Below are 18,144 nucleotides of genomic sequence, written 5' to 3' on the forward strand. Positions count from 1 at the left end.
GTCGCGAGTTCGAGCCTCGTTTTCCGCTCCATTTGCTTGATTCGCCTGTGGCGTTTCGATATACATGGGCCTATAGCTCAGTTGGTTAGAGCAACCGGCTCATAACCGGTCGGTCCTTGGTTCGAGTCCAAGTGGGCCCACCAAAAAATGTATTGGGATCAATGACTCAGTAGCTCAGTTGGATTAGAGTATTTGACTACGAATCAAAGGGTCGGGGGTTCGAGTCCCTCCTGGGTCACCATGTGGGTAGGTGCCCGAGTGGTTAAAGGGAACAGACTGTAAATCTGTCATCTTCGGATTACGATGGTTCGAATCCATCCCTGCCCACCACTATGAAGTGAGAGCGTCACAGCGATGTGGCGCTTTTTCGACATCTTTCGTGGAAGAGAGGTAGCGCAGCTGTGGCATTTTTCAAGAGTTCGGTTATTTTTTTCGTACTTGCGGGCGTCGCCTTCATCATCGGCGCCGTTCTTATCCTGCGCCATCGCGTTCGGCTTGCCGTGGCCGCGGCCGTCTGCGCGTTCCTGCTCGTCGCGACGGGAGGCATCCTGAGCTATCGCGAGTCGCAGATGCAGGCGATCCAAGCGTATACGGCGGAAGTCGATGCAGGAAGAAAGCAGACGCTCATCCGGAAGTATCAGGAGGCAGTGGAGCTCCTGCGAAACGTCTCGACCGCAAATCCCGACAAGGAAAGAACGGCAAGGGCAGTTGCGCTCCTGCAGCCCGTTGCAAGCGGGGCAGAGGCGGACAGCGTCGCGTCGGAGTGTCCCGATGCAAACGTGCTGCTCTGCTATGCGGAAGCGCTTCAGATCGTAAGTTCATACGACGGGCATATAACGAATCGGAATGTTGCGGAGAACGAGCCGCTGCAGAAGCTCGTCGAAGCGATTCCCGTGCCGTATCAAGGCACGCTCATGGAACGGATCGTTCCATTTCGTCAGCTCATTGAAAATCGAAAGAGCGAGGCGGAGCGCGAAGCGGAGCTCGATGCGGAAAATGCAAAGGCGCATGAGCAGGCAATGCGGGAAGGGCACTACGGCGCCCTCCGTCCTGGCGATACCGAGGAAAAAGTCACGGCGGCCATGGGCGAGCCGGATCGCGTCAATGAAAGCCAGACGGCGGACGGTGTGATCCGGCAGTACGTCTTTCGGCATAACAGCAAGTACGTGTACGTCTATACGAAAAACGGCGTTGTGACGGAAGTCAAATAGAGAAAAAAAGAGGGGCGCGTGCCTCTCTTTTTTATTTTACGCCCAGTCCGCGTTTCAGATACGCGCGCTGCAGATGCGCAAGACAGCGTTCGAGCTTTATGCGCTCCGCATTCGTGAGCTCTTTCGCCATCTGTGTGCCGATGTGGTAAACGACATTCGTCGGGCGCTTGTGCTCAGCGCATCGGCGTACGAGGCATGTGGTTGCGAGGGTGCCGAACCCGGGGAGATCCGGGATCTCCACGAGCACTTCGGTGCCCTCGGGGACGGGTTCCTTGGAGATAAAGCAGAGCCCGTCCCCGCTGAGATCGACAAGTTCCATTTCCTTGGTGTTTTTCAGTCCGCCGAGCGAGTTCGGCAAGCGTGCACGGATCGTAAGCAATGTGGGGATGCGGACGAAGCTGCGGCTCTGCTGGCGAATCATTTTCGTCGGCGCCGTGATGTACCAGATGTGGTCGGGGAGCGGCGTGCTCGAAGTGAATTTCGTAACAAAGTGATACGTACACGTGTCGCTCGTCAATGCCGCATGGAACGGCGTATTCTGTTTCGGGCTTTGTGCGTAGGCCTCATCCGTCATCTGCATGCGGACGATGAGACGGTTCCCCTCGTGTGCGGTGATCCGGCCTTTTTTTGCCTGCTCCTCGGAGTCTTCTTCGAGGAGGTATACCGTGCCGCCGGCGTCTAAAAGAGCGGGGACGGCAGCACTTGGGACGCTTTCGATAAACGCGCTCTCATCCTTGGGGTCGGACGTTTCCTTTGTCGCCATTCGTTTCGTCTCCTTGCATCTATGGGATACGACTAGCTTATCCGTAAAAGAAAAGGCTGTCAAGGATCGAATAAAGCCAAAAAGCTGTTCATGCCGGAATGAACAGCTTTCGCAGAAATCCTGGATCCGATCATTTCGGATTGTACTCCATGATCGTAAGCTCTGGATGATCGTTTAGGTTGATGAGCTCGTCTTCGGAGAGGCTGACGATTGGGAGCGAGGCAAATCCGTGCGGATAAGCGGAGATCGTGCCCTTCTCGCCGTTTGAAAGCAAGACCTTCGAGCCGAGGAAAGCGTCCTTGATGTGCGTGAGGACGGGAACGCAGACCGTCGGATCGAGCGAGGTGAACATGTTTTCCGTGACCATGGCGATCGCGGCGAACGGTGTGCGCTTCACGTAGCCCGTGCGCTCCGTCGTGATGTTGTCGTAGAGATCTGCGACCGCGATGACGCGCGCGTACTCGTGGATGTCCGCGCCGTCACAGCCAAACGGGAAACCGCTGCCATCCATGCGTTCGTGGTGCTGCAGGGCAGTGAGCTTGACACCGTCTGAAAGGCCGTCCATCCGATTCAGGATATGATGGCCGTCGACGGTGTGCTGGATGTAGGCCTCGTAGTCCTCGCCTTTGAGCGTTTCGATGTTCTTTGAGAGCAGGCGCTTTGGAAACTTCGATTTGCCGATATCGTGGAGGAAGCCCGCGAGGATGATATCCTGCGTCTTCTCACGGTCAAAGTGCATCCATTTCGCAATGACGCCGGCCAAAAGCGAGACGCGGAGCGAATGGTTGTAGACGTCATCGGCGAGGTGGTTGACATCGTTGAGGTAGTCGATGACACCGCTGCGGCGTGACAGCGGGAATAGGCTTCCCTTGACCATCGTCGACGTTTCCTCGACGGGCACTTCGCCCGTCTTTTGCACGTTGCGGAAAATATTCTCTGCCGTCTTGACGACGGTGCCGTACTCGCGTATGAATTGATTGCTCCGCATGAAAAGCGGCGACGTATTTTCTGCCTGTCGAAGTTCCTGCTCGTCCTTGATGTAGACGACGGGGATGTTCAGGAAGGTGAGTCGCGTGATGTGGGGCTTTTGCAGGACCGTGTCCTCCGACAGGACGACGACCATGTCGGGGTTCGTGACGGTGCGCGCGAGTACCATGCCGGGTTTTAGATCCTCAACGGAAATTGCTCGCAAGAAAGTTCCCTCCTTTTATTCGGTGCGTGTGCAGCGCAGTAGGTTCATGAATGAATTTTGTCGAATATCCATCTGCTTTGTTTAATTCGCTTCATTTTAAGAAAACCCTTCTTTTTCTGTAAATTAAGGAAAGAAAACTTGACAGCCCGCCCGATCCTAACGTATAATAACGCCATACTAATACTTTAGCAGGCTAAAGAACAAAATGAAAAGGAGATTCGATAGGATGAAATGGAAAACGCTCTTGGCGCTCGGCATGACAGCTGTTTTTGCAGCGGCATTCGTGACGGGCTGCGGCGGCACTGGCAAGGCCGTGAAAGACGGATCCTCTGCGGGCAACGAAACGATCATCGTCGGGCTCGATGACAATTTCCCGCCGATGGGATTCAAGGATGAGAACAACGAGATCACCGGCTTTGACGTCGAGCTTGCGAAAGAAGCATCGAAGCGCCTTGGCCGCGAAGTCGAGTTCAAGGCAATCGACTGGGCAAGCAAGGAGGCGGAGCTCAAGAGCGGTCGCGTCAACGTCCTTTGGAACGGGCTCGACATCACGGAAAAGCGCAAGGAGAACATGATCTTCTCCGATCCGTATATGGAGAACCGGCAGATTATCTTCGTCCGCAAGGGCACGCAGGGCATCACGGACGAGAAGAGCCTCGCAGGAAAAGCCGTCGGCACGCAGAGCGCCTCGACGGCAGAAGAATACATGGACAAGAGCGACTTCTTCAAGAACGAGGTCAAGGAGGTCAAGAAGTACTCCGACTTCGTCACGGCGTTCATGGATCTCGAAAACGGCCGCCTCGATGCCGTCGTCGGCGATGAGATCGTTGGCCGCTACTACATGAGCAAGCACCCCGAAGCGATTGAGGCAGTCGATAGCGCAGTCGGTCCCGTCAGCGACTTCGGCATCGCGTTTGCAAAGGACGACCAGAAGCTTCGCGACGCGGTGCAGAAGGTCATCGATGAAATGAAGCAGGACGGCACGATGGCGAAGATTTCCGAGAAGTGGTTCGGCAAGGACATCACGAAGAAGTAATGCCAATCGCATAAGGAGATTGAATCCATGGCCCATTTATCCGATACGGTCTGGCAGATGCTCGAAGGTTCTACGGTGACCTTCGAGATTTTCTGTGTTACGCTCGTGCTCGCACTGCCGCTCGGCGTGCTCGCGTCTTTGGGGCGGCTTTCTGCGTTTCGCCCCGTTTCCCTTCTCATGGAACTTTACGTCTGGCTCATGCGCGGCACGCCGCTGATGCTCCAACTCCTATTCGTCTACTTCGCGCTGCCGATGGTCGGCATACGCCTGCCGGACATGGCAGCGGCGCTTCTCGCCTTCACGCTTAACTATGCGGCGTACTTCGCGGAAATCTTCCGCGCGGGGCTGGAAGCCGTGCCGAAGGGGCAGTACGAGGCGGCGAAGACGCTCGGCATGAGCTACCCGCAGACCATGCGCCGCATCATCCTGCCGCAGGTCATCCGCATCGTGCTCCCTCCCGTGAGCAACGAGACGATCAACCTCGTCAAGGACACGTCGCTCATCTACATCCTCGCGATGAACGATCTGCTGCGCGTCGCGCGCACGATCGTGCAGCGCGAGTTCGACATGACGCCGTTCCTCATCGCAGGGCTTTTCTACCTCGCGATGACCTTTGTCCTGACGTGGATGTTCAAGCGACTGGAGGCGCACTATGGCAAATACGACAACTGATGCCGTCATGCTGCGCATGACTGCAATCCGCAAGTCCTTCGACGCGCTTCCGGTTCTGAAGGGCATCGACCTCGCCGTGCGCTGCGGCGAAGTGCTCGCGATCATCGGCCCCTCGGGTTCCGGGAAGAGCACGCTCCTTCGCTGCGCCAATCGCTTGGAGTCGATCGACAGCGGCACGATTGAAGTCGTCGGCAAGACGCTCGCAAAGACGCAAGGCACTCGCGCCGTTTACGCTGCGCCGGAAAAGAGCCGTGAGATCCTCGCACACATGGGCATGGTGTTCCAGCAGTTCAACCTCTTCCCGCACATGACCGTCATGGAGAACCTCATCGAGGCGCCCATGCAGGTCAAGGGGATGAAGCGGGAAGAAATCCTTCCCTATGCAAGTGAGCTGCTCGAAAAGGTAGGGCTTACAGGCCGCGCGGATTCCTATCCCGCCCAGCTCTCCGGCGGCCAGCAGCAGCGCGTCGCGATCGCTCGCGCGCTCGCGATGCAGCCCGATATCATGCTCTTTGACGAGCCGACGTCCGCACTCGACCCTGAGCTTACGGGCGAGGTGCTGAGGACGATGCGCGAGCTCGCCGCTGAGCATATGACGATGCTCGTCGTCACGCACGAGATGGCGTTCGCGCGCGAGGCCGCGAGCCACGTCATCTTCATGGCAGACGGGCACATCGTCGAGCAAGGCGAGCCCAAGACGTTCTTTGAACACCCGAAAGAGGAGCGCACGCGCGCATTCCTCCAAAACATGTTGTAAGGATGGACTCCTGGCGGTTGGATTGACTGTAGGTTTGTCAATCCTATGTTACACTGAGCCGGAATTTTTCCAAACATTCGTTTGGTGAATCCCAGCCCAGTGGACGCATCGGGAATGCATTGCAGATTCGATTGCGCCGAGCCAGCTGCCTTTTGAAATCCGCAAGGGAATCGAACTCGATCTGCACCTTTTCGCCAGGGAAAGAAGCGGGCTTGTATGGCTTCGGGATGTATTTCGGGTTCGGCAGCTTTTCCGCATAGAGCTTCATGCGCCGCATATGCCGGTACAGCCCTGTGATGGGCCGTGCCGTTCGGCATACCGAACTACGGCTAGACGGAAGGCTGCTTCTTGTGCGATTCTGTTCCTGAGAGGACACTCCTTGGCTTTTGGATTTGCTGCTTAAAAGCATAACACAAGGTGCGTCCTCTTTTCATGACGATTTTGTAACACATGTATTGTAAACCTACAACTTTTTTATTAACAATGCTCCAAAGATATTGACTCAGCAGTCAATGACCGGTATAATATAAGTGCCAACTAATTATGAATGGAGGTATTCTTATGGCACTCTCAAATCTCAGCGAATGGTCAGCTTCCGGAACAGCCTGCGGATCATCTGACAAGCCTGCAGCTTGTGGTTCTTCTGATAAGCCTCCAGCTTGCGGATCATCTGACAAACCCGCCGCTTGCGGTTCTGCGGACAAGCCGGCGGCTTGCGGTTCTTCTGATAAGCCTGCGGCATGCGGCAGTGCGGACAAGCCTTCCGCTTGCGGAGCTTCCGACAAGTAAGAAGCGGCATCGTAAGAGAGAACGGTCGGTCACCGGGAGGCTTCGCGCTTTCCGGTGATTTTTTATGGGAGGGCTTATGAACTATTTTGCGTTTCAATGGCAGCTGCTCGATGACTGTGACCAGCGGTGCAGGCATTGCTATATCTTTCATGGGAATAATGGCGTGCCGCTCACACGTATGGGTTCGGAGCAGATCGATAAGACGCTCGAAAACTGCCTTGATTTCTGCAGGACGTTTCAAAGGCTTCCTGAGTTGTACATTACGGGCGGCGACCCGATATTGCACAGGGATTTCTGGCGGCTCCTCGAAAAGCTGCATGAGCTGGATATTCCTTTCACGATTATGGGCAATCCCTTTCATCTAAGCGATGAAGTATGTCAGAGAATGCGCGGCCTCGGCTGCAAGAAATATCAGATGTCGCTTGACGGTCTGCAGGAAACCCATGACTGGTTTCGCAAACCGGGCAGCTTTGACATTACGCTCGAAAAAGTCGCCTGTATCAATAAATCGGGAATGCACAGTGTGATCATGTCCACGGTTTCGAGCAAAAATATTGACGAGATTCCGGAACTGATTGACATTTGCGCGGAGCACGATGCAGACATCTTCGCTTTCTCACGTTACTGTCCGGGCGCGGAGGACAAGACCAACGGCATCACGCCGGAGCAGTATCGGGAGTTTCTGCTTAAATGTGACGAGAAGTTTGAATATTACAATAACCTGTGCTATTTCGGAAAGGGACGGCTCTGGTGCAATAAAAAAGACCATCTGTGGACGCTGCTTGACTGGGAGCTCGGCCGTTTCAAAATTCCTGAAAACGCAAAGGAAAACATGATCTATGGCGGCTGCAACTGCGGCAACTGCCACTTAACCATTCTGCCGACCGGTGATGTTTACGCCTGCCGGAGGCTGTCAAGCAAGGTCGGGAATGTTTTCAAAGACAGGCTGGCTGACATATGGCTGAAGCCGATGGAGGACTACCGACAGTACGACAAATTTGAGAAATGCTCGAAATGCGAGTTGCTGCGGTTTTGCCGTGGGTGTCCCGCCGTAGCGCACGGAACATACGGAAGCTTTTATGCGGAAGATCCGCAGTGCTGGCACGAGGTACAGGAATCATGTCAATGACAGCAGAAAACAGGAAAATACTGGAAGATAAACGCACAAGCGAGATACAGGCGGCGGCGAAGAAGCTGTTCAGCATTTACGGGTATTGCCATACAAGCATGGACTCCGTGGCTGTGGAAGCCGGAATCAGCAAAGGACTGATTTATCACTACTTCAAAAACAAGGAAGACCTGCTGCTGTCGTTTTCTGATGAAGTGGAAGAATATCTTCATAAACTGAAAAAAGAAAAAAATCCTGTGACGGCACTGAAACGGTTCGGGACAGATTTCCTTACTTCTGACGAATCCAAATATGCAGACATGCCACCGATACAGCTGCTGCTCATTACTTTCGCCAATCAGGAAATGGATATATCAAAATACGAAAAGCAGAATCCCATCCTGCGTGACTTCGGCAGAGGTTATCTCGGCGGATTCTTTCAGCAGGGAATAGACGCGGGTATCTTTCAAAATGGAAATGCCAAAGTCTACGGAGACATTTACTGGTCTTTCCTGATGGGCAAACTGCTGCCAATCAAAAAAGGCAACGAAAAGGGAAAGCCGGAAGTTTATGTGGACGAAATTCTGATGCTGTTTATAAAGAAGAAACAGGAGGGCTGAATATGGATGCCAAAACCTGTATTTTGAAACTATCCTATGTCGGCGTGCTCAATTTTGCTACCGTTGACCAAAACGGGCTGCCGCAGGTGCGCTGTATCAGTGCGGTTCATTATGAGGAGAACTCCTTCTGGTTTCTGACGGCAAGGGGAAAGGAATTTTACCATCAGCTGATCGAAGATGGGCATGTGCAGATCCTTGTCTATACACGGTTCAAGGAAATGATCCGCGTTTCCGCTGTGGCAAAACGCCTGCCGGACGAAGTGCAGGAAAGCTGCCGGAATACAATCTGGGAAGAACAGCCCTATATGGAAAATGTCTATCCAAACGGCACAAGGGAAATCCTGGAAGCTTTTGAAATCAAGGATATGCAGATGGAGTATTTCAATCTCGGAACCCACCCGATTGGCCGCTACTATTACACGGTCGGAAACGCAGAGCCGATCGTTAAAGGATACCACATTTCCGATGCGTGCATTCAGTGCGGAACCTGTGCGGAAGGATGTCCGCAGAATGCGATTGACGAGGGCGAGCCATTCGTCATTCATCAGGATCACTGCCTGCAGTGCGGCAGATGCTACGAAAACTGTCCGGTGCAGGCGATAGAAAGATTATGAGGGAAAAGCAATGAACCAAACGATGAAAGCGGTTTTGATAGACAAGCCGATAAAAGGCGCGGACGTGGAACTCTCGGAAGTGTCGATTCCGCAGGTTCAGCCCGGCTGGGTGCTGGTTAAAGTAAAAGCCTTTGGCATGAACCATTCGGAGGAAATTCTGCGGGAGTTTGAAATTGAAAATGACTATATCAAAAAGCCGATCATTGCCGACATTGAATGTGTCGGAGAGATCGTCGATCCGTCCGACAGCGGTCTTGCAAAAGGACAGAAAGTCGCGGCTCTGATGGGCGGCATGGGCAGGAGCTTTGACGGTAGCTACGCCGAGTATGCTCTGCTCCCCGTTTCTCATGTGCTTCCGGTGGAGTCCAATCTCACGTGGGAAGAAATGGCAGCGATTCCGGAAACATATTTCACGGCGTGGGGTTCGCTCTTCCAGTGCCTGCGCCTGCAGCCGGAGGACACGCTTTTAATCCGAGGCGCGACCTGCGCCCTCGGTTATGCGGCGGTTCAGCTTGCAAAAGCGCTTGGCTGCAAGGTCATCGGCACAACACACAGGGAATCCAAAATGCAGCTCTTAAAAGACGCTGGCTGCGACGAATGCCTGCTTGACGACAGGAGCCTTCGCGGGCGTGTCCATGGAGTGAATAAAGCCTTGGAACTTATCGGAATCAAAACGGTGCAGGATACCATGATGAGCGTTGAACAGGGCGGAATCGTCTGCAACACGGATGTTTTGGGCAAGGTTTACGAGTGGAATCACTTTGACCCGATTAAAGACATTCCAAACGGCGTCTGCCTGACGGGTTTCTACTCCAACTATCCCACAACTGAGATGATGCGGGACATCTATCATTTCATGGATGAACATCACCTCAAGCCGCTGTATGGTGCGGTATATGATTTCAAGGATATCCGCGAGGCCTGCATTGCTCTCGATGAGGGTAAGGTCAACGGGAAAATCGTGGTCAGAGTTGAAGATTGATGGCAATGCCCCATATTGAGTTTTTTAGGTCGTTGGATTATGAGAACGGATTTGAGGTCACGGAGAAGATATTCCGGAGATTTCCCATGCAGTATGGCGTGACGCTCGGCCTTGACGGCAAAACAAATGTTCTGCAAATAGCAGGGTACTGACAGAACAGTTCGGCAGTCATAGGGAGTAGGTCATTGCCTACTATCTGACGGAGATGAAAGCGGAGTTTGCCACCTTCCTGCCCGGACTGACAATTAAACTTGCAATCTTCCCGAGGTTGTGCCATTTCTTACAGATTTTTGTGTTCAAATAACGTTTATATTATGATACAGTGAGATGGATGGAATTGTGCATGATGGCTGGAAGAGGATTTTATGAAAGGCAAGACAAATACGCGTGAGGCGAGACAGGCATTGCAGGGAGCATTGCAGCAGATTCTTGCGGAAGAAAACAAAAAAATCCCATTGTCCGACAGGGAAATTGCAAAAAAACTCGGAATCCGTCGCGAGCGGGTCGTCCTGCTGCGCGGTGAAATGAAGATCCCATCGTGCCGAGCCCGCCGCCAAAAGGCGATGGAAGAAGATGCATTCCGTATCCTGCAGAAGGATCCAAATCTGTCGGAGCGTGCCTTTGCCATGGCGTTGCAGGAATGCGGATATGCGGTTTCGCGCTATGCGGCCGCCTCGATTCGAAAAGCATTGGCGTGCGAGCCAAAGGCACGCATGAAAGCGGCCTCAAAGAAACGGTCGGCACGGCACCCGTCCATGCAGGCGGATCCCCAAAAGGGGAGCCAAGAGAAAGCAGGCGCATTTCAGGATATTATCGGCAGGGATGATGGGCTGCGGGTTCAGATCAATCAAGCGAAGGCGGCCATTTTGTACCCGCCGCATGGCCTGCACACACTGCTCACAGGCCCTTCCGGCGTCGGCAAGAGCTATTTGGCCGAAAATATGTACGTGTTTGCCAAAGAAGAAGACGTCATCGGGAAAGAGGCCAATTTTGTCGTATTTAACTGTGCGGACTATGCCGACAATCCGCAGCTCTTGCTTTCGCAGCTTTTCGGTTACCGGAAAGGTGCGTTCAGCGGCGCTTCGGCCGACAAGGCCGGCCTTATCGAAAAGGCTGACGGCGGCATCTTGTTCTTGGACGAGGTGCACCGCCTGCCTAGCGAAGGGCAGGAAATTCTTTTTTCGATCTTGGACAAGGGAGCGTATCGAAGGCTTGGCGACACGCGAAGCATTCGGGTCCATGTGCGCATCATTGCCGCTACGACGGAAAACATTGAATCGACGCTGCTGCTGACGTTTCGCAGGCGTATCCCTATGATCATCGACATACCGCCGCTGGCAGAGCGCCCGGTCTCGGAGCGCTATGCCTTGGTGCAGCGTTTTTTCCTAACAGAGGCGGTGCAGACGCAGCGGTCCATTCGCGTAGAAGAACGTGTGATCCGGTTTTTGCTCCTGTATAAATGCCCCGGAAATATTGGGCAGCTCCTGAGCGATATTCGCGTTGCCTGTGCAAATGCATTCCTGGACTCCGTTGCAAAAGGAAGCGGGGGAGTGGCCGTACGCACGCGGAATCTTGCGAAGTATGAGGAATCCGTCCATGCATCGAAAAAACAGGAGGAGGCAATCCGTGCATATACGCTGCAGCCTCTTGTCATCGATCCGGTGGATCAAGCCGGGGCGGCGATGGTGACACGTCATCTGGATACCATCTATCATACGATAGAAGATAATGTGCTGGAACTGCGGCGCATCGGCATAGATGATGCCAAGATCAACGAAATCGTGCAGCGGAAAATCAAGGAGAAAATTCAGGAATATGCATTGCCAAAAGAGGACGTGGGGCAAACCTTGGAAGAACTTTGCTCCATTGTAGATCCGCAGATTGTGGTCGCGGTCCGTGAAGCGGTGGAAAAAGCACGGTCCTACCTGCCACATCTTCAAATGAAGCTGGTTTATTTTTTCGCCATTCATTTAAGCACCTTTTCGGAACGGATCAAGCGAGGCGCCTATTGGAATTTTACGTTGGATGTCCATGACATCAGTACGCGATACCAGCGCGAGTATGAGGTGGCATGTATTTTGGCGCGCGATCTCCGCGATGCATTGGATCTCGACCTGCCGCCGGAAGAAATCGCTATGATGGCGATGTACTTGTATACGTTTTCGCATACGGATGTGCAGGAAAAGGCGCAAGTGCGCGTCATCGTGCTCAGCCATGGGCGCGTGGCTTCGGCTATGGCAGAAGTGGCAAATCGACTGCTCAATCTGAATGATGCGATTGGCATGGATATGGACTTCAATGAAACGCCGGAGTTTATGCTCGAAAAGGTCATCTCGGTCGTGGAAGAAGTGGATTCAGGCAAAGGCTGCTTGTTCCTTGTCGATATTGGCTCCTTGACGACTCTCGCACAGCAGGTCACGGAGCGGACGGGGATTCCTGTGGCGTGCGTTACGCGCGTCGATACGGCGATGGTCTTGGAAGCGGTAAGGCGTGCGGCTCTCACGAGCGTACGCCTGGAAGAGATTGCAAGTGCGTTGCGCATGGATAAGTTTGGCGGGCAGGATCTGGCCGGATTCGAGCGTCCGCCTGCCTTGCTCTTCGTCTGCATCACAGGAGAGGGAACAGCGCGGCGCCTGCAGGAATACATCGAGCGGGAAGACAAAAAAGGACTGCTTCAAGGCATTCGCACCTTTTCCATTGGCGCGTTGGATTCTGCGCACATGAAGGAGGAGGTCAGCAAGATACGAAGCGCGCATCGCATCTTGGCTTCCATCGGAAATATGCGCCCTCTCGGCACACGTGCTCCGTTTATCTCAGCACAGGAGATATTTTCGGGCACGGGCATGGCACGATTGAAGCAGCTTTTGGAAGAAGAAGTCATCGGCCCGGTTTCCCTGACGGATGTCTTGGACGAATCGAACATTGTATGCGGGCTTGGTTTTTCGGATAAGACGCAGGTCATGGATCGGTTGGCAGGTCTTTTGCAGCAGCATGGTGCAGTGGAGGCGGGGTTCCTGCTAAGTGCTTACAAAAGGGAAAGCACTGGTGCGACGTATCTGAGCGGTGGGATCGGCATACCGCATGGCGATGCCAAATACGTCAAACGCCCTGCGATTGCGATGGCTTGTTTAGAGCGGCCGGTCTTGTGGGAAAATAATTTTATGGTTGATTTGGTGTTCTTGCTGGCGCTGCGGGAGGACGATCAAAAATACGTCAATGCCTTTTATCGGATCCTATCGAACAAGGACACGCTGTCTAAGCTAAAGGCGGCAAAAACGCCAGCAGAATGCTTGACCGTTATGATAGAAAAACAATTTTAGCCAAATCTTGGCACGATTCTTGCGAGAAGAAATAGGTGTAGGGATGTACATCTATTTCTTTTTCTTTTATGCGTATATGTGTGCCTAAATATATGCGTATGATGCGTATGAATGGTATGGAGGTGTGCGAATGAAACAGGCGGTAGCGGATTTTTCAAAAATTACAGCCATCTTGCGCGGTTACGATTACGAGCAGGTAGAAGCCGCCGTTCGCGTCTTGTGCGGAAGTGTCGTATCCGCTGTGGAAATCACACTGAATCGCGTGGATTCCAAAGATACGATCCGACGCATTGCCGACAAGTACGGGGATCGGATCGCCGTGGGGGCGGGAACCGTCCTGAACGCAGAAGATCTTCAGGATGTCGTCGAGGCGGGAGCCGACTTCGTCCTAGCCCCAAGCATGTTTTCGCGGGATATGCTCGATTACTGCCGGCATCATCATGTGATCAGCGTGCCGGGCGTATTTTCCCCCAGCGAAGTCCGGCAGTGCGCAAAGGATGGAGCGGACATCCTTAAGATTTTTCCTGCCGGCACGGTCGGAAGCAAGTATTTTACGGATATACAAGCGCCGTTTGGGAAATTGCCGCTCATGGCGGTCGGCGGGATCAACGCAGAAAATATGGCGGAATACTTCCGCGCAGGCGCTTCCTTTGTCGGCATTGCCTCCGGACTGTTCCAAAAAGAAGATATCCTGAACAGGAATGCGACGGGGATGGCTCGCTCATTGGAAGTTTTTGCGCGGCAGATGGAGGTGGTTTCATGATAGAAGGCTTTCATGAAGACATGGTTTTGCGTGTCTCAGCAGAAGGAAAAACAAAGCAGGATGTTCTCGCCTTTCTTGCCAGAACGCTTTGCATGGCGGGATACGTAAAAGAAAGTTATCGGGATGGCATATTGCATCGGGAGGAAATCTATCCGACGGGACTCGCGACGGGGCACATCAATGTTGCCGTTCCGCATACAGACTGTGAACATGTACGTGAAAATGCGATAGCGGTTGGGCTTTTGGATGTGCCGGTTTCGTTTCGCGCGATGGATGATCCCAGTCGTGAGGTGGCGGTTTCCATCGTCATCATGCTGGCAGTGAAGGAGCCGCATGGGCAGGTTGACATGCTTCGGAAAATCATTGCACTTGTCAAGCGGCAGGATGATTTGAAACGGATCGTCGAAGCCAAGGAAACGAAGCAAGCGTATCAGATCATAGCCGGATATTTGGGATGAAACGGCATGAATTTTTGGTGTGAAGGAGTGGAAGGCAATGAAAAAGGTTTTAGTGGCATGCGGAAATGGAATCGCGACTTCTACGGTTGTGGCGTCGAAGATACGAGAAGCTTGTGAAGAGGCAGGGATCGATGTCTCGGTGAGCCAGTGCAAACTGTTGGAAGTCAAGTCGAAGGCAGCGGATTACGATCTGCTCGTGACTTCCGGCATGTTTACAGGCGGAGAAGCAAACATCCCCGTGATTGGCGCCATTTCTCTTTTGACAGGTGTTGGCGAAGAAGAGACGATAGAAGAGATTTTGATGCATTTGAAGTCAAATGGATGTCGTCCGGCAAAGTAAGGAGGCGTATCGAAATGGATTTTGTATATGTTGTATTCCATGCCCTTTTGGGCGCTGGTCCTATCGTCCTGCTTCCGATCATCATCACCATCATTGGGCTGTTGTTCCGCGTCCGACTGCTGAAGGCTTTTCGTGCCGGTCTTACGATTGCGATCGGGTTTGCCGGCATCAAGCTGGTCATCAATCTATTGTCTGGGAACCTAGGCCCTGCGGCAAAGGCGATGGTCGAGAATTTCGGCATACATCTCGATATCCTCGATGTAGGATGGGGGGCGATTGCTGCCGTTACTTGGTCGTCTCCCATCATTCCGCTTTTGATTTTTGGCATTTTGCTGACAAACATCGTTTTGTTGGTGTTCAAACTGACCGATACGCTCGATGTCGATATTTGGAATTACCATCATATGGCGATTGTCGGAATCATGGCATACTTTGTGACGGATAATGTCCTGCTCGGACTGGGCGCTTCTGTCATGATGGCCGTTATTTCGTTCAAACTGGCCGATTGGACCGCTCCTTATGTGGAAAAGTATTTTGGCATACCGGGCGTGTCGCTCCCGACGATGTCTTCGCTGTCGTCTGTCGTCATTGCCGCTCCACTCAATCGCCTGATTGACAGGATCCCAGGGGTCAACGGGATCGACTTTTCTGTCAAAGACACGCAGAAGTATCTCGGATTCTTTGGCGAGCCTCTTTTCATGGGGCTGATACTCGGCTGCGGCATTGGCGTTTTGGCAGAATATCCCGTCACGAAAATTTTTGAGCTGGGGGTCAACATGGCCGCTGTCATGATCCTGATCCCTAAAATGACAGCGCTCTTCATGGAGGGGTTGATGCCCATTTCGGAAGCGGCAAAAAAATTGACCAAAGAGAAGTTCAAGGGACGTAAATTCCTGATCGGTCTTGACGCTGCCGTGGTCGTCGGCAATTCCACCGTCATTACGACGGCACTGCTTGTCATACCGCTGACGATTTTCATGGCAGCCGTGCTTCCCGGAAACCGCGTGCTTCCTTTTGCGGATCTCGCCGTTGTTCCATTCCGTGTCGCCATGGTTGTCGCACTTTGCCGCGGCAATCTGTTCCGCAGCCTGCTCATCAGTCTCATTTGCATGGCCGCTATTTTGCTGGCGGGCACTGCTACTTCCCCCGTATTGACGCAGCTTGCCATGACGACGGGGATCGATCTTTCGGCAAGCGGGGGCATATCCTCCTTTGCCGCAACTAGCCTGACGGTCAGCTACTTGGTATATATAGCATTCACGAGCAATCCATTCGTATGCGTTCCGATCTTGCTTGTTGTTTTGATTGGCGTTTGGGCCTACATGGATAGACGCGCAAAACGTGCGGGACAGGCTTCGGGAACCGAGGAAAGCGGCAGGGCAGAATGAAAGGAGAAGTCGGAAATGAAACTTATTTCCTTTAAGGTATACCGCGTAAAACCCAGATGGATCTTCATCAAGCTCGTCACGGACGAAGGCATTGAGGGTTGGGGCGAGATGATTTCGGGAACGAAGACGGAAACGGTCGTCGCAGGTGCGGAGGAAATGGCGGCGTATCTGATCGGACGGGATCCGTTTGCCATAGAAACGCTTTGGCAGGAACTCTACAAATCGTTTTTCCGTGGCGGCCCGATCAATTCGACGATTGTTTCGGGCATTGAAATGGCACTGTGGGACATCAAGGGAAAAGCGTTGCAGGTCCCGATCTATGAACTCTTGGGCGGACGTGCCCGCAGCAAGATCAAGGTTTATTCTTGGATTGGCGGGGATCGGCCCGACGATGTGGTCCGGGAAGCGCTCGACCGCAAGAATCGTGGATTTGATGCGGTCAAGATGAATGCGACAGAAGAACTCCATTATATCGACTCGTATGATAAGGTGCAGGCAGTGGTCGATCGCGTTGCCTCGATCCGAAAGGAACTCGGTGCCGGGTTTGGCATCGCAGTGGACTTTCATGGACGTGTGCACAAGCCCATGGCGAAGGTATTGGCAGCCGCGCTTGAGCCATATCATTTGATGTTTTTGGAAGAAGTGGTACTGCCTGAAAATGAAGAGGCATTCCGGGAGGTCGCGCATCATGTTGCGACGCCGCTTGCCACGGGGGAGCGCCTTTGCAGTCGTTGGGCGTATAAGAATCTCTTTCGCGAAGGGGTCATCGATATCATTCAACCCGATGTCGCCTTGGCAGGCGGCATATTGGAAACGCGCAAGATTATCGCGGCGGCAGAGAGCTTTGATATGGCAGCGGCACCGCATGCGCCGTATGGGCCGATTGCGCTCGCGGCAACGCTTCAGATCGACGCTTGCGCACCGAATGTATTCATCCAGGAGCAGAGCCTTGGCATCCACTACAACAAAGGGTTCGATCTATTGGATTTCGTGCAGAACAAGGAGATTTTCCAATATAAGGACGGATTCGTCGATCTGCCGTCCTTGCCGGGGCTTGGGCTTATCATCGATGAGGAACGCGTGAAAAAAGTTTCGGCAGAGGGGTTGGTTTGGACGAACCCCAAATGGAAGAATTATGATGGAACGCAGGCGGAGTGGTAGTCGTCGGGGAAAAGCAGACCCGAATCGGTGCGGGAGAGTGGCATTTTCTCTCCTGGATCACGATTCCCGCATAAGAAGCTTCAGACAGAGGATCTTGTTATTGAGATTCCGGTTTACCCATGGAATCCATGAAAGAATGCCCAACAATCCCCAGTGCATTCGGTACCCTTCGTAAAGGGTTCGTTCCCATGACAGGCGCAGCTGCGGATGAAGCGCGAGGACATCGCGCCCGCGCTCGACACCCCATTGAAACGGAGCGGATTCCCTCTTTACGGAGTCATGGTGCTTTTGGTGGCGAATCAAAAAAGGCGGCATGACCTCCATGAGCATGGTTGCAGGTGCGAAATGCTCTATGAGAAGTTGCAACAGCGTTTCCATCTGTTCTTTTCTGAAATACATCGAAGCGCCTTCCATGAGGATTAGGACAGGACGGTCATGATGCGGAATTTGGTTTATCCATGCCGGATCAAAGATGGACGCGGCGATGTTCTTCGTATGCGGATCCACTTCCGTGAGCAGACGTTCCCGCAATTCGATCCCTTCGGGAAGATCGATGTTGTACCAGTCCACCCGTCCATTTTTGACGCGCTCAAAACGCGTGTCAAGCCCGCAGGCGAGGTTGAGGCAGACGGCATTTTCGTGCTCATGGATAAATGCTTTTGTTGCACGGTCTAAGATATTGCTGCGGACAGCTGTGCCAATCTGTGAAAGACGTGCATGCTTAAATTTTGAGAAGTCGTAGTCCAGCTTGGAGACGAGATCCACGGCAATCGGGTCGCGAACGAGGGGCGAGCTCTTTTGGGTTTCGTATGCGCGCGCCCAAAGCGGGATCAGCATGGTTTCCGGCACGCCATGAAGCGATACGTTCATTACAAAGCACATCCTTTCTTCTAGCCATTAACATGAGAACTATTCTCTATTGTAGCATAGAATGTTATGAACTGGGTTAGATTTTGCGCCGATAAAATCG

General features: G+C 53.1%; 18 protein-coding genes and 3 tRNA genes. 18 read left to right on the forward strand and 3 right to left on the reverse strand.

The window, feature by feature from the left end; all coding sequences use genetic code 11:
• The first annotated feature begins 66 nt into the window (after positions 1-66).
• The 4 genes from HMPREF1985_RS05175 (at position 67) to HMPREF1985_RS05190 (ending at position 1,211) form a co-directional block, all read left to right on the forward strand.
• Positions 67-143 (forward strand) — tRNA-Ile (locus tag HMPREF1985_RS05175).
• A gap of 20 nt (positions 144-163) precedes the next feature.
• A tRNA-Arg gene (locus tag HMPREF1985_RS05180) sits at positions 164-241 on the forward strand.
• Between the two features lie 3 nt (positions 242-244).
• Positions 245-330: transfer RNA gene (locus tag HMPREF1985_RS05185), tRNA-Tyr, on the forward strand.
• A 71-nt stretch (positions 331-401) separates the two neighbouring features.
• Positions 402-1,211 carry a hypothetical protein gene (locus HMPREF1985_RS05190; protein ID WP_021771452.1) on the forward strand — a complete coding sequence of 270 codons (810 nt, stop codon included), beginning with the start codon at positions 402-404 and terminating at the stop codon, positions 1,209-1,211.
• A gap of 31 nt (positions 1,212-1,242) precedes the next feature.
• On the opposite strand, the gene HMPREF1985_RS05195 is transcribed toward HMPREF1985_RS05190, so the two are convergent.
• Both HMPREF1985_RS05195 and HMPREF1985_RS05200 read right to left on the reverse strand, forming a co-directional pair.
• Positions 1,243-1,974, reverse strand: coding sequence for a flagellar brake protein (locus HMPREF1985_RS05195; RefSeq protein ID WP_021771453.1), 732 nt, complete (start codon positions 1,972-1,974; stop codon positions 1,243-1,245).
• A 130-nt stretch (positions 1,975-2,104) separates the two neighbouring features.
• Positions 2,105-3,130, reverse strand: coding sequence for an HD-GYP domain-containing protein (locus tag HMPREF1985_RS05200; protein WP_021771454.1), 1,026 nt, complete (start codon positions 3,128-3,130; stop codon positions 2,105-2,107).
• A 262-nt stretch (positions 3,131-3,392) separates the two neighbouring features.
• Between HMPREF1985_RS05200 and HMPREF1985_RS05205 the strand changes: the two genes are divergently transcribed.
• The 14 genes from HMPREF1985_RS05205 to dgoD all read left to right on the forward strand — a co-directional run bounded on the left by HMPREF1985_RS05205 (position 3,393) and on the right by dgoD (position 17,174).
• Entirely contained in the window at positions 3,393-4,202 is an 810-nt protein-coding gene (locus HMPREF1985_RS05205; protein WP_040637145.1) for an amino acid ABC transporter substrate-binding protein, read from the forward strand.
• 27 nt (positions 4,203-4,229) lie between these two features.
• Entirely contained in the window at positions 4,230-4,874 is a 645-nt protein-coding gene (locus HMPREF1985_RS05210) for an amino acid ABC transporter permease (RefSeq protein WP_021771457.1), read from the forward strand.
• Positions 4,855-5,631, forward strand: a complete 777-nt coding sequence (locus HMPREF1985_RS05215; RefSeq protein WP_040637147.1) for an amino acid ABC transporter ATP-binding protein — start codon at positions 4,855-4,857, stop codon at positions 5,629-5,631. The genes HMPREF1985_RS05210 and HMPREF1985_RS05215 overlap by 20 nt, the downstream gene beginning before the upstream one ends.
• A gap of 561 nt (positions 5,632-6,192) precedes the next feature.
• On the forward strand, positions 6,193-6,420 hold the full coding sequence (gene acgA, locus HMPREF1985_RS11795) for an ACGX-repeat peptide (RefSeq protein WP_071782671.1): 228 nt from the start codon (positions 6,193-6,195) through the stop codon (positions 6,418-6,420).
• Positions 6,421-6,496: 76 nt separating this feature from the next.
• A complete protein-coding gene (acgM, locus tag HMPREF1985_RS05225) occupies positions 6,497-7,549 on the forward strand; it encodes a radical SAM/SPASM domain protein, ACGX system (RefSeq protein WP_196805324.1) in 1,053 nt (350 codons plus the stop codon).
• Positions 7,546-8,148, forward strand: coding sequence for a TetR/AcrR family transcriptional regulator (locus HMPREF1985_RS05230; protein WP_021771462.1), 603 nt, complete (start codon positions 7,546-7,548; stop codon positions 8,146-8,148). The genes acgM and HMPREF1985_RS05230 overlap by 4 nt, the downstream gene beginning before the upstream one ends.
• A 2-nt stretch (positions 8,149-8,150) precedes the next feature.
• On the forward strand, positions 8,151-8,762 hold the full coding sequence (locus tag HMPREF1985_RS05235) for a 4Fe-4S binding protein (protein WP_021771463.1): 612 nt from the start codon (positions 8,151-8,153) through the stop codon (positions 8,760-8,762).
• A 10-nt stretch (positions 8,763-8,772) separates the two neighbouring features.
• Complete coding sequence (locus tag HMPREF1985_RS05240) at positions 8,773-9,744, forward strand: zinc-binding dehydrogenase (protein WP_021771464.1); 972 nt, start codon at positions 8,773-8,775, stop codon at positions 9,742-9,744.
• Between the two features lie 365 nt (positions 9,745-10,109).
• Entirely contained in the window at positions 10,110-13,064 is a 2,955-nt protein-coding gene (locus tag HMPREF1985_RS05245; RefSeq protein ID WP_021771466.1) for a sigma 54-interacting transcriptional regulator, read from the forward strand.
• A 130-nt stretch (positions 13,065-13,194) separates the two neighbouring features.
• Positions 13,195-13,827, forward strand: coding sequence for a bifunctional 4-hydroxy-2-oxoglutarate aldolase/2-dehydro-3-deoxy-phosphogluconate aldolase (locus tag HMPREF1985_RS05250; protein WP_021771467.1), 633 nt, complete (start codon positions 13,195-13,197; stop codon positions 13,825-13,827).
• Positions 13,824-14,285, forward strand: a complete 462-nt coding sequence (locus HMPREF1985_RS05255) for a PTS sugar transporter subunit IIA (RefSeq protein WP_021771468.1) — start codon at positions 13,824-13,826, stop codon at positions 14,283-14,285. Before HMPREF1985_RS05250 ends, HMPREF1985_RS05255 begins: the two co-directional genes overlap by 4 nt.
• A gap of 37 nt (positions 14,286-14,322) precedes the next feature.
• The gene (locus HMPREF1985_RS05260) at positions 14,323-14,625 is read left to right on the forward strand and encodes a PTS sugar transporter subunit IIB (RefSeq protein WP_040637150.1); all 303 of its coding nucleotides are present in this window, start codon (positions 14,323-14,325) and stop codon (positions 14,623-14,625) included.
• 14 nt (positions 14,626-14,639) lie between these two features.
• Entirely contained in the window at positions 14,640-16,013 is a 1,374-nt protein-coding gene (locus HMPREF1985_RS05265; RefSeq protein ID WP_021771470.1) for a PTS galactitol transporter subunit IIC, read from the forward strand.
• 15 nt (positions 16,014-16,028) lie between these two features.
• On the forward strand, positions 16,029-17,174 hold the full coding sequence (dgoD, locus tag HMPREF1985_RS05270) for a galactonate dehydratase (protein ID WP_021771471.1): 1,146 nt from the start codon (positions 16,029-16,031) through the stop codon (positions 17,172-17,174).
• Between the two features lie 57 nt (positions 17,175-17,231).
• Here dgoD and HMPREF1985_RS05275 read toward each other — a convergent pair whose 3' ends face one another.
• Positions 17,232-18,044 (reverse strand): class I SAM-dependent methyltransferase, encoded by an 813-nt coding sequence (locus HMPREF1985_RS05275; protein ID WP_021771472.1) that lies wholly within the window; start codon positions 18,042-18,044, stop codon positions 17,232-17,234.
• Between the last annotated feature and the right edge of the window lie 100 nt (positions 18,045-18,144).

The sequence above is a fragment of the Mitsuokella sp. oral taxon 131 str. W9106 genome, assembly GCF_000469545.1.
Classification (GTDB): domain Bacteria; phylum Bacillota; class Negativicutes; order Selenomonadales; family Selenomonadaceae; genus AWVT01.

What these genes read in the sequence shown, in the direction of transcription:
- HMPREF1985_RS05195 (WP_021771453.1), bottom strand. Translation starts at nt 1,974, where the DNA reads ATGGCGACAAAGGAAACGTCCGACCCCAAGGATGAGAGCGCGTTTATC.
- HMPREF1985_RS05200 (WP_021771454.1), bottom strand. Translation starts at nt 3,130, where the DNA reads ATGGTACTCGCGCGCACCGTCACGAACCCCGACATGGTCGTCGTCCTG.
- HMPREF1985_RS05205 (WP_040637145.1), top strand. Translation starts at nt 3,393, where the DNA reads ATGAAATGGAAAACGCTCTTGGCGCTCGGCATGACAGCTGTTTTTGCA.
- HMPREF1985_RS05210 (WP_021771457.1), top strand. Translation starts at nt 4,230, where the DNA reads ATGGCCCATTTATCCGATACGGTCTGGCAGATGCTCGAAGGTTCTACG.
- HMPREF1985_RS05215 (WP_040637147.1), top strand. Translation starts at nt 4,855, where the DNA reads ATGGCAAATACGACAACTGATGCCGTCATGCTGCGCATGACTGCAATC.
- acgA (WP_071782671.1), top strand. Translation starts at nt 6,193, where the DNA reads ATGGCACTCTCAAATCTCAGCGAATGGTCAGCTTCCGGAACAGCCTGC.
- acgM (WP_196805324.1), top strand. Translation starts at nt 6,497, where the DNA reads ATGAACTATTTTGCGTTTCAATGGCAGCTGCTCGATGACTGTGACCAG.
- HMPREF1985_RS05230 (WP_021771462.1), top strand. Translation starts at nt 7,546, where the DNA reads ATGACAGCAGAAAACAGGAAAATACTGGAAGATAAACGCACAAGCGAG.
- HMPREF1985_RS05235 (WP_021771463.1), top strand. Translation starts at nt 8,151, where the DNA reads ATGGATGCCAAAACCTGTATTTTGAAACTATCCTATGTCGGCGTGCTC.
- HMPREF1985_RS05240 (WP_021771464.1), top strand. Translation starts at nt 8,773, where the DNA reads ATGAACCAAACGATGAAAGCGGTTTTGATAGACAAGCCGATAAAAGGC.
- HMPREF1985_RS05245 (WP_021771466.1), top strand. Translation starts at nt 10,110, where the DNA reads ATGAAAGGCAAGACAAATACGCGTGAGGCGAGACAGGCATTGCAGGGA.
- HMPREF1985_RS05250 (WP_021771467.1), top strand. Translation starts at nt 13,195, where the DNA reads ATGAAACAGGCGGTAGCGGATTTTTCAAAAATTACAGCCATCTTGCGC.
- HMPREF1985_RS05255 (WP_021771468.1), top strand. Translation starts at nt 13,824, where the DNA reads ATGATAGAAGGCTTTCATGAAGACATGGTTTTGCGTGTCTCAGCAGAA.
- HMPREF1985_RS05260 (WP_040637150.1), top strand. Translation starts at nt 14,323, where the DNA reads ATGAAAAAGGTTTTAGTGGCATGCGGAAATGGAATCGCGACTTCTACG.
- HMPREF1985_RS05265 (WP_021771470.1), top strand. Translation starts at nt 14,640, where the DNA reads ATGGATTTTGTATATGTTGTATTCCATGCCCTTTTGGGCGCTGGTCCT.
- dgoD (WP_021771471.1), top strand. Translation starts at nt 16,029, where the DNA reads ATGAAACTTATTTCCTTTAAGGTATACCGCGTAAAACCCAGATGGATC.
- HMPREF1985_RS05275 (WP_021771472.1), bottom strand. Translation starts at nt 18,044, where the DNA reads ATGAACGTATCGCTTCATGGCGTGCCGGAAACCATGCTGATCCCGCTT.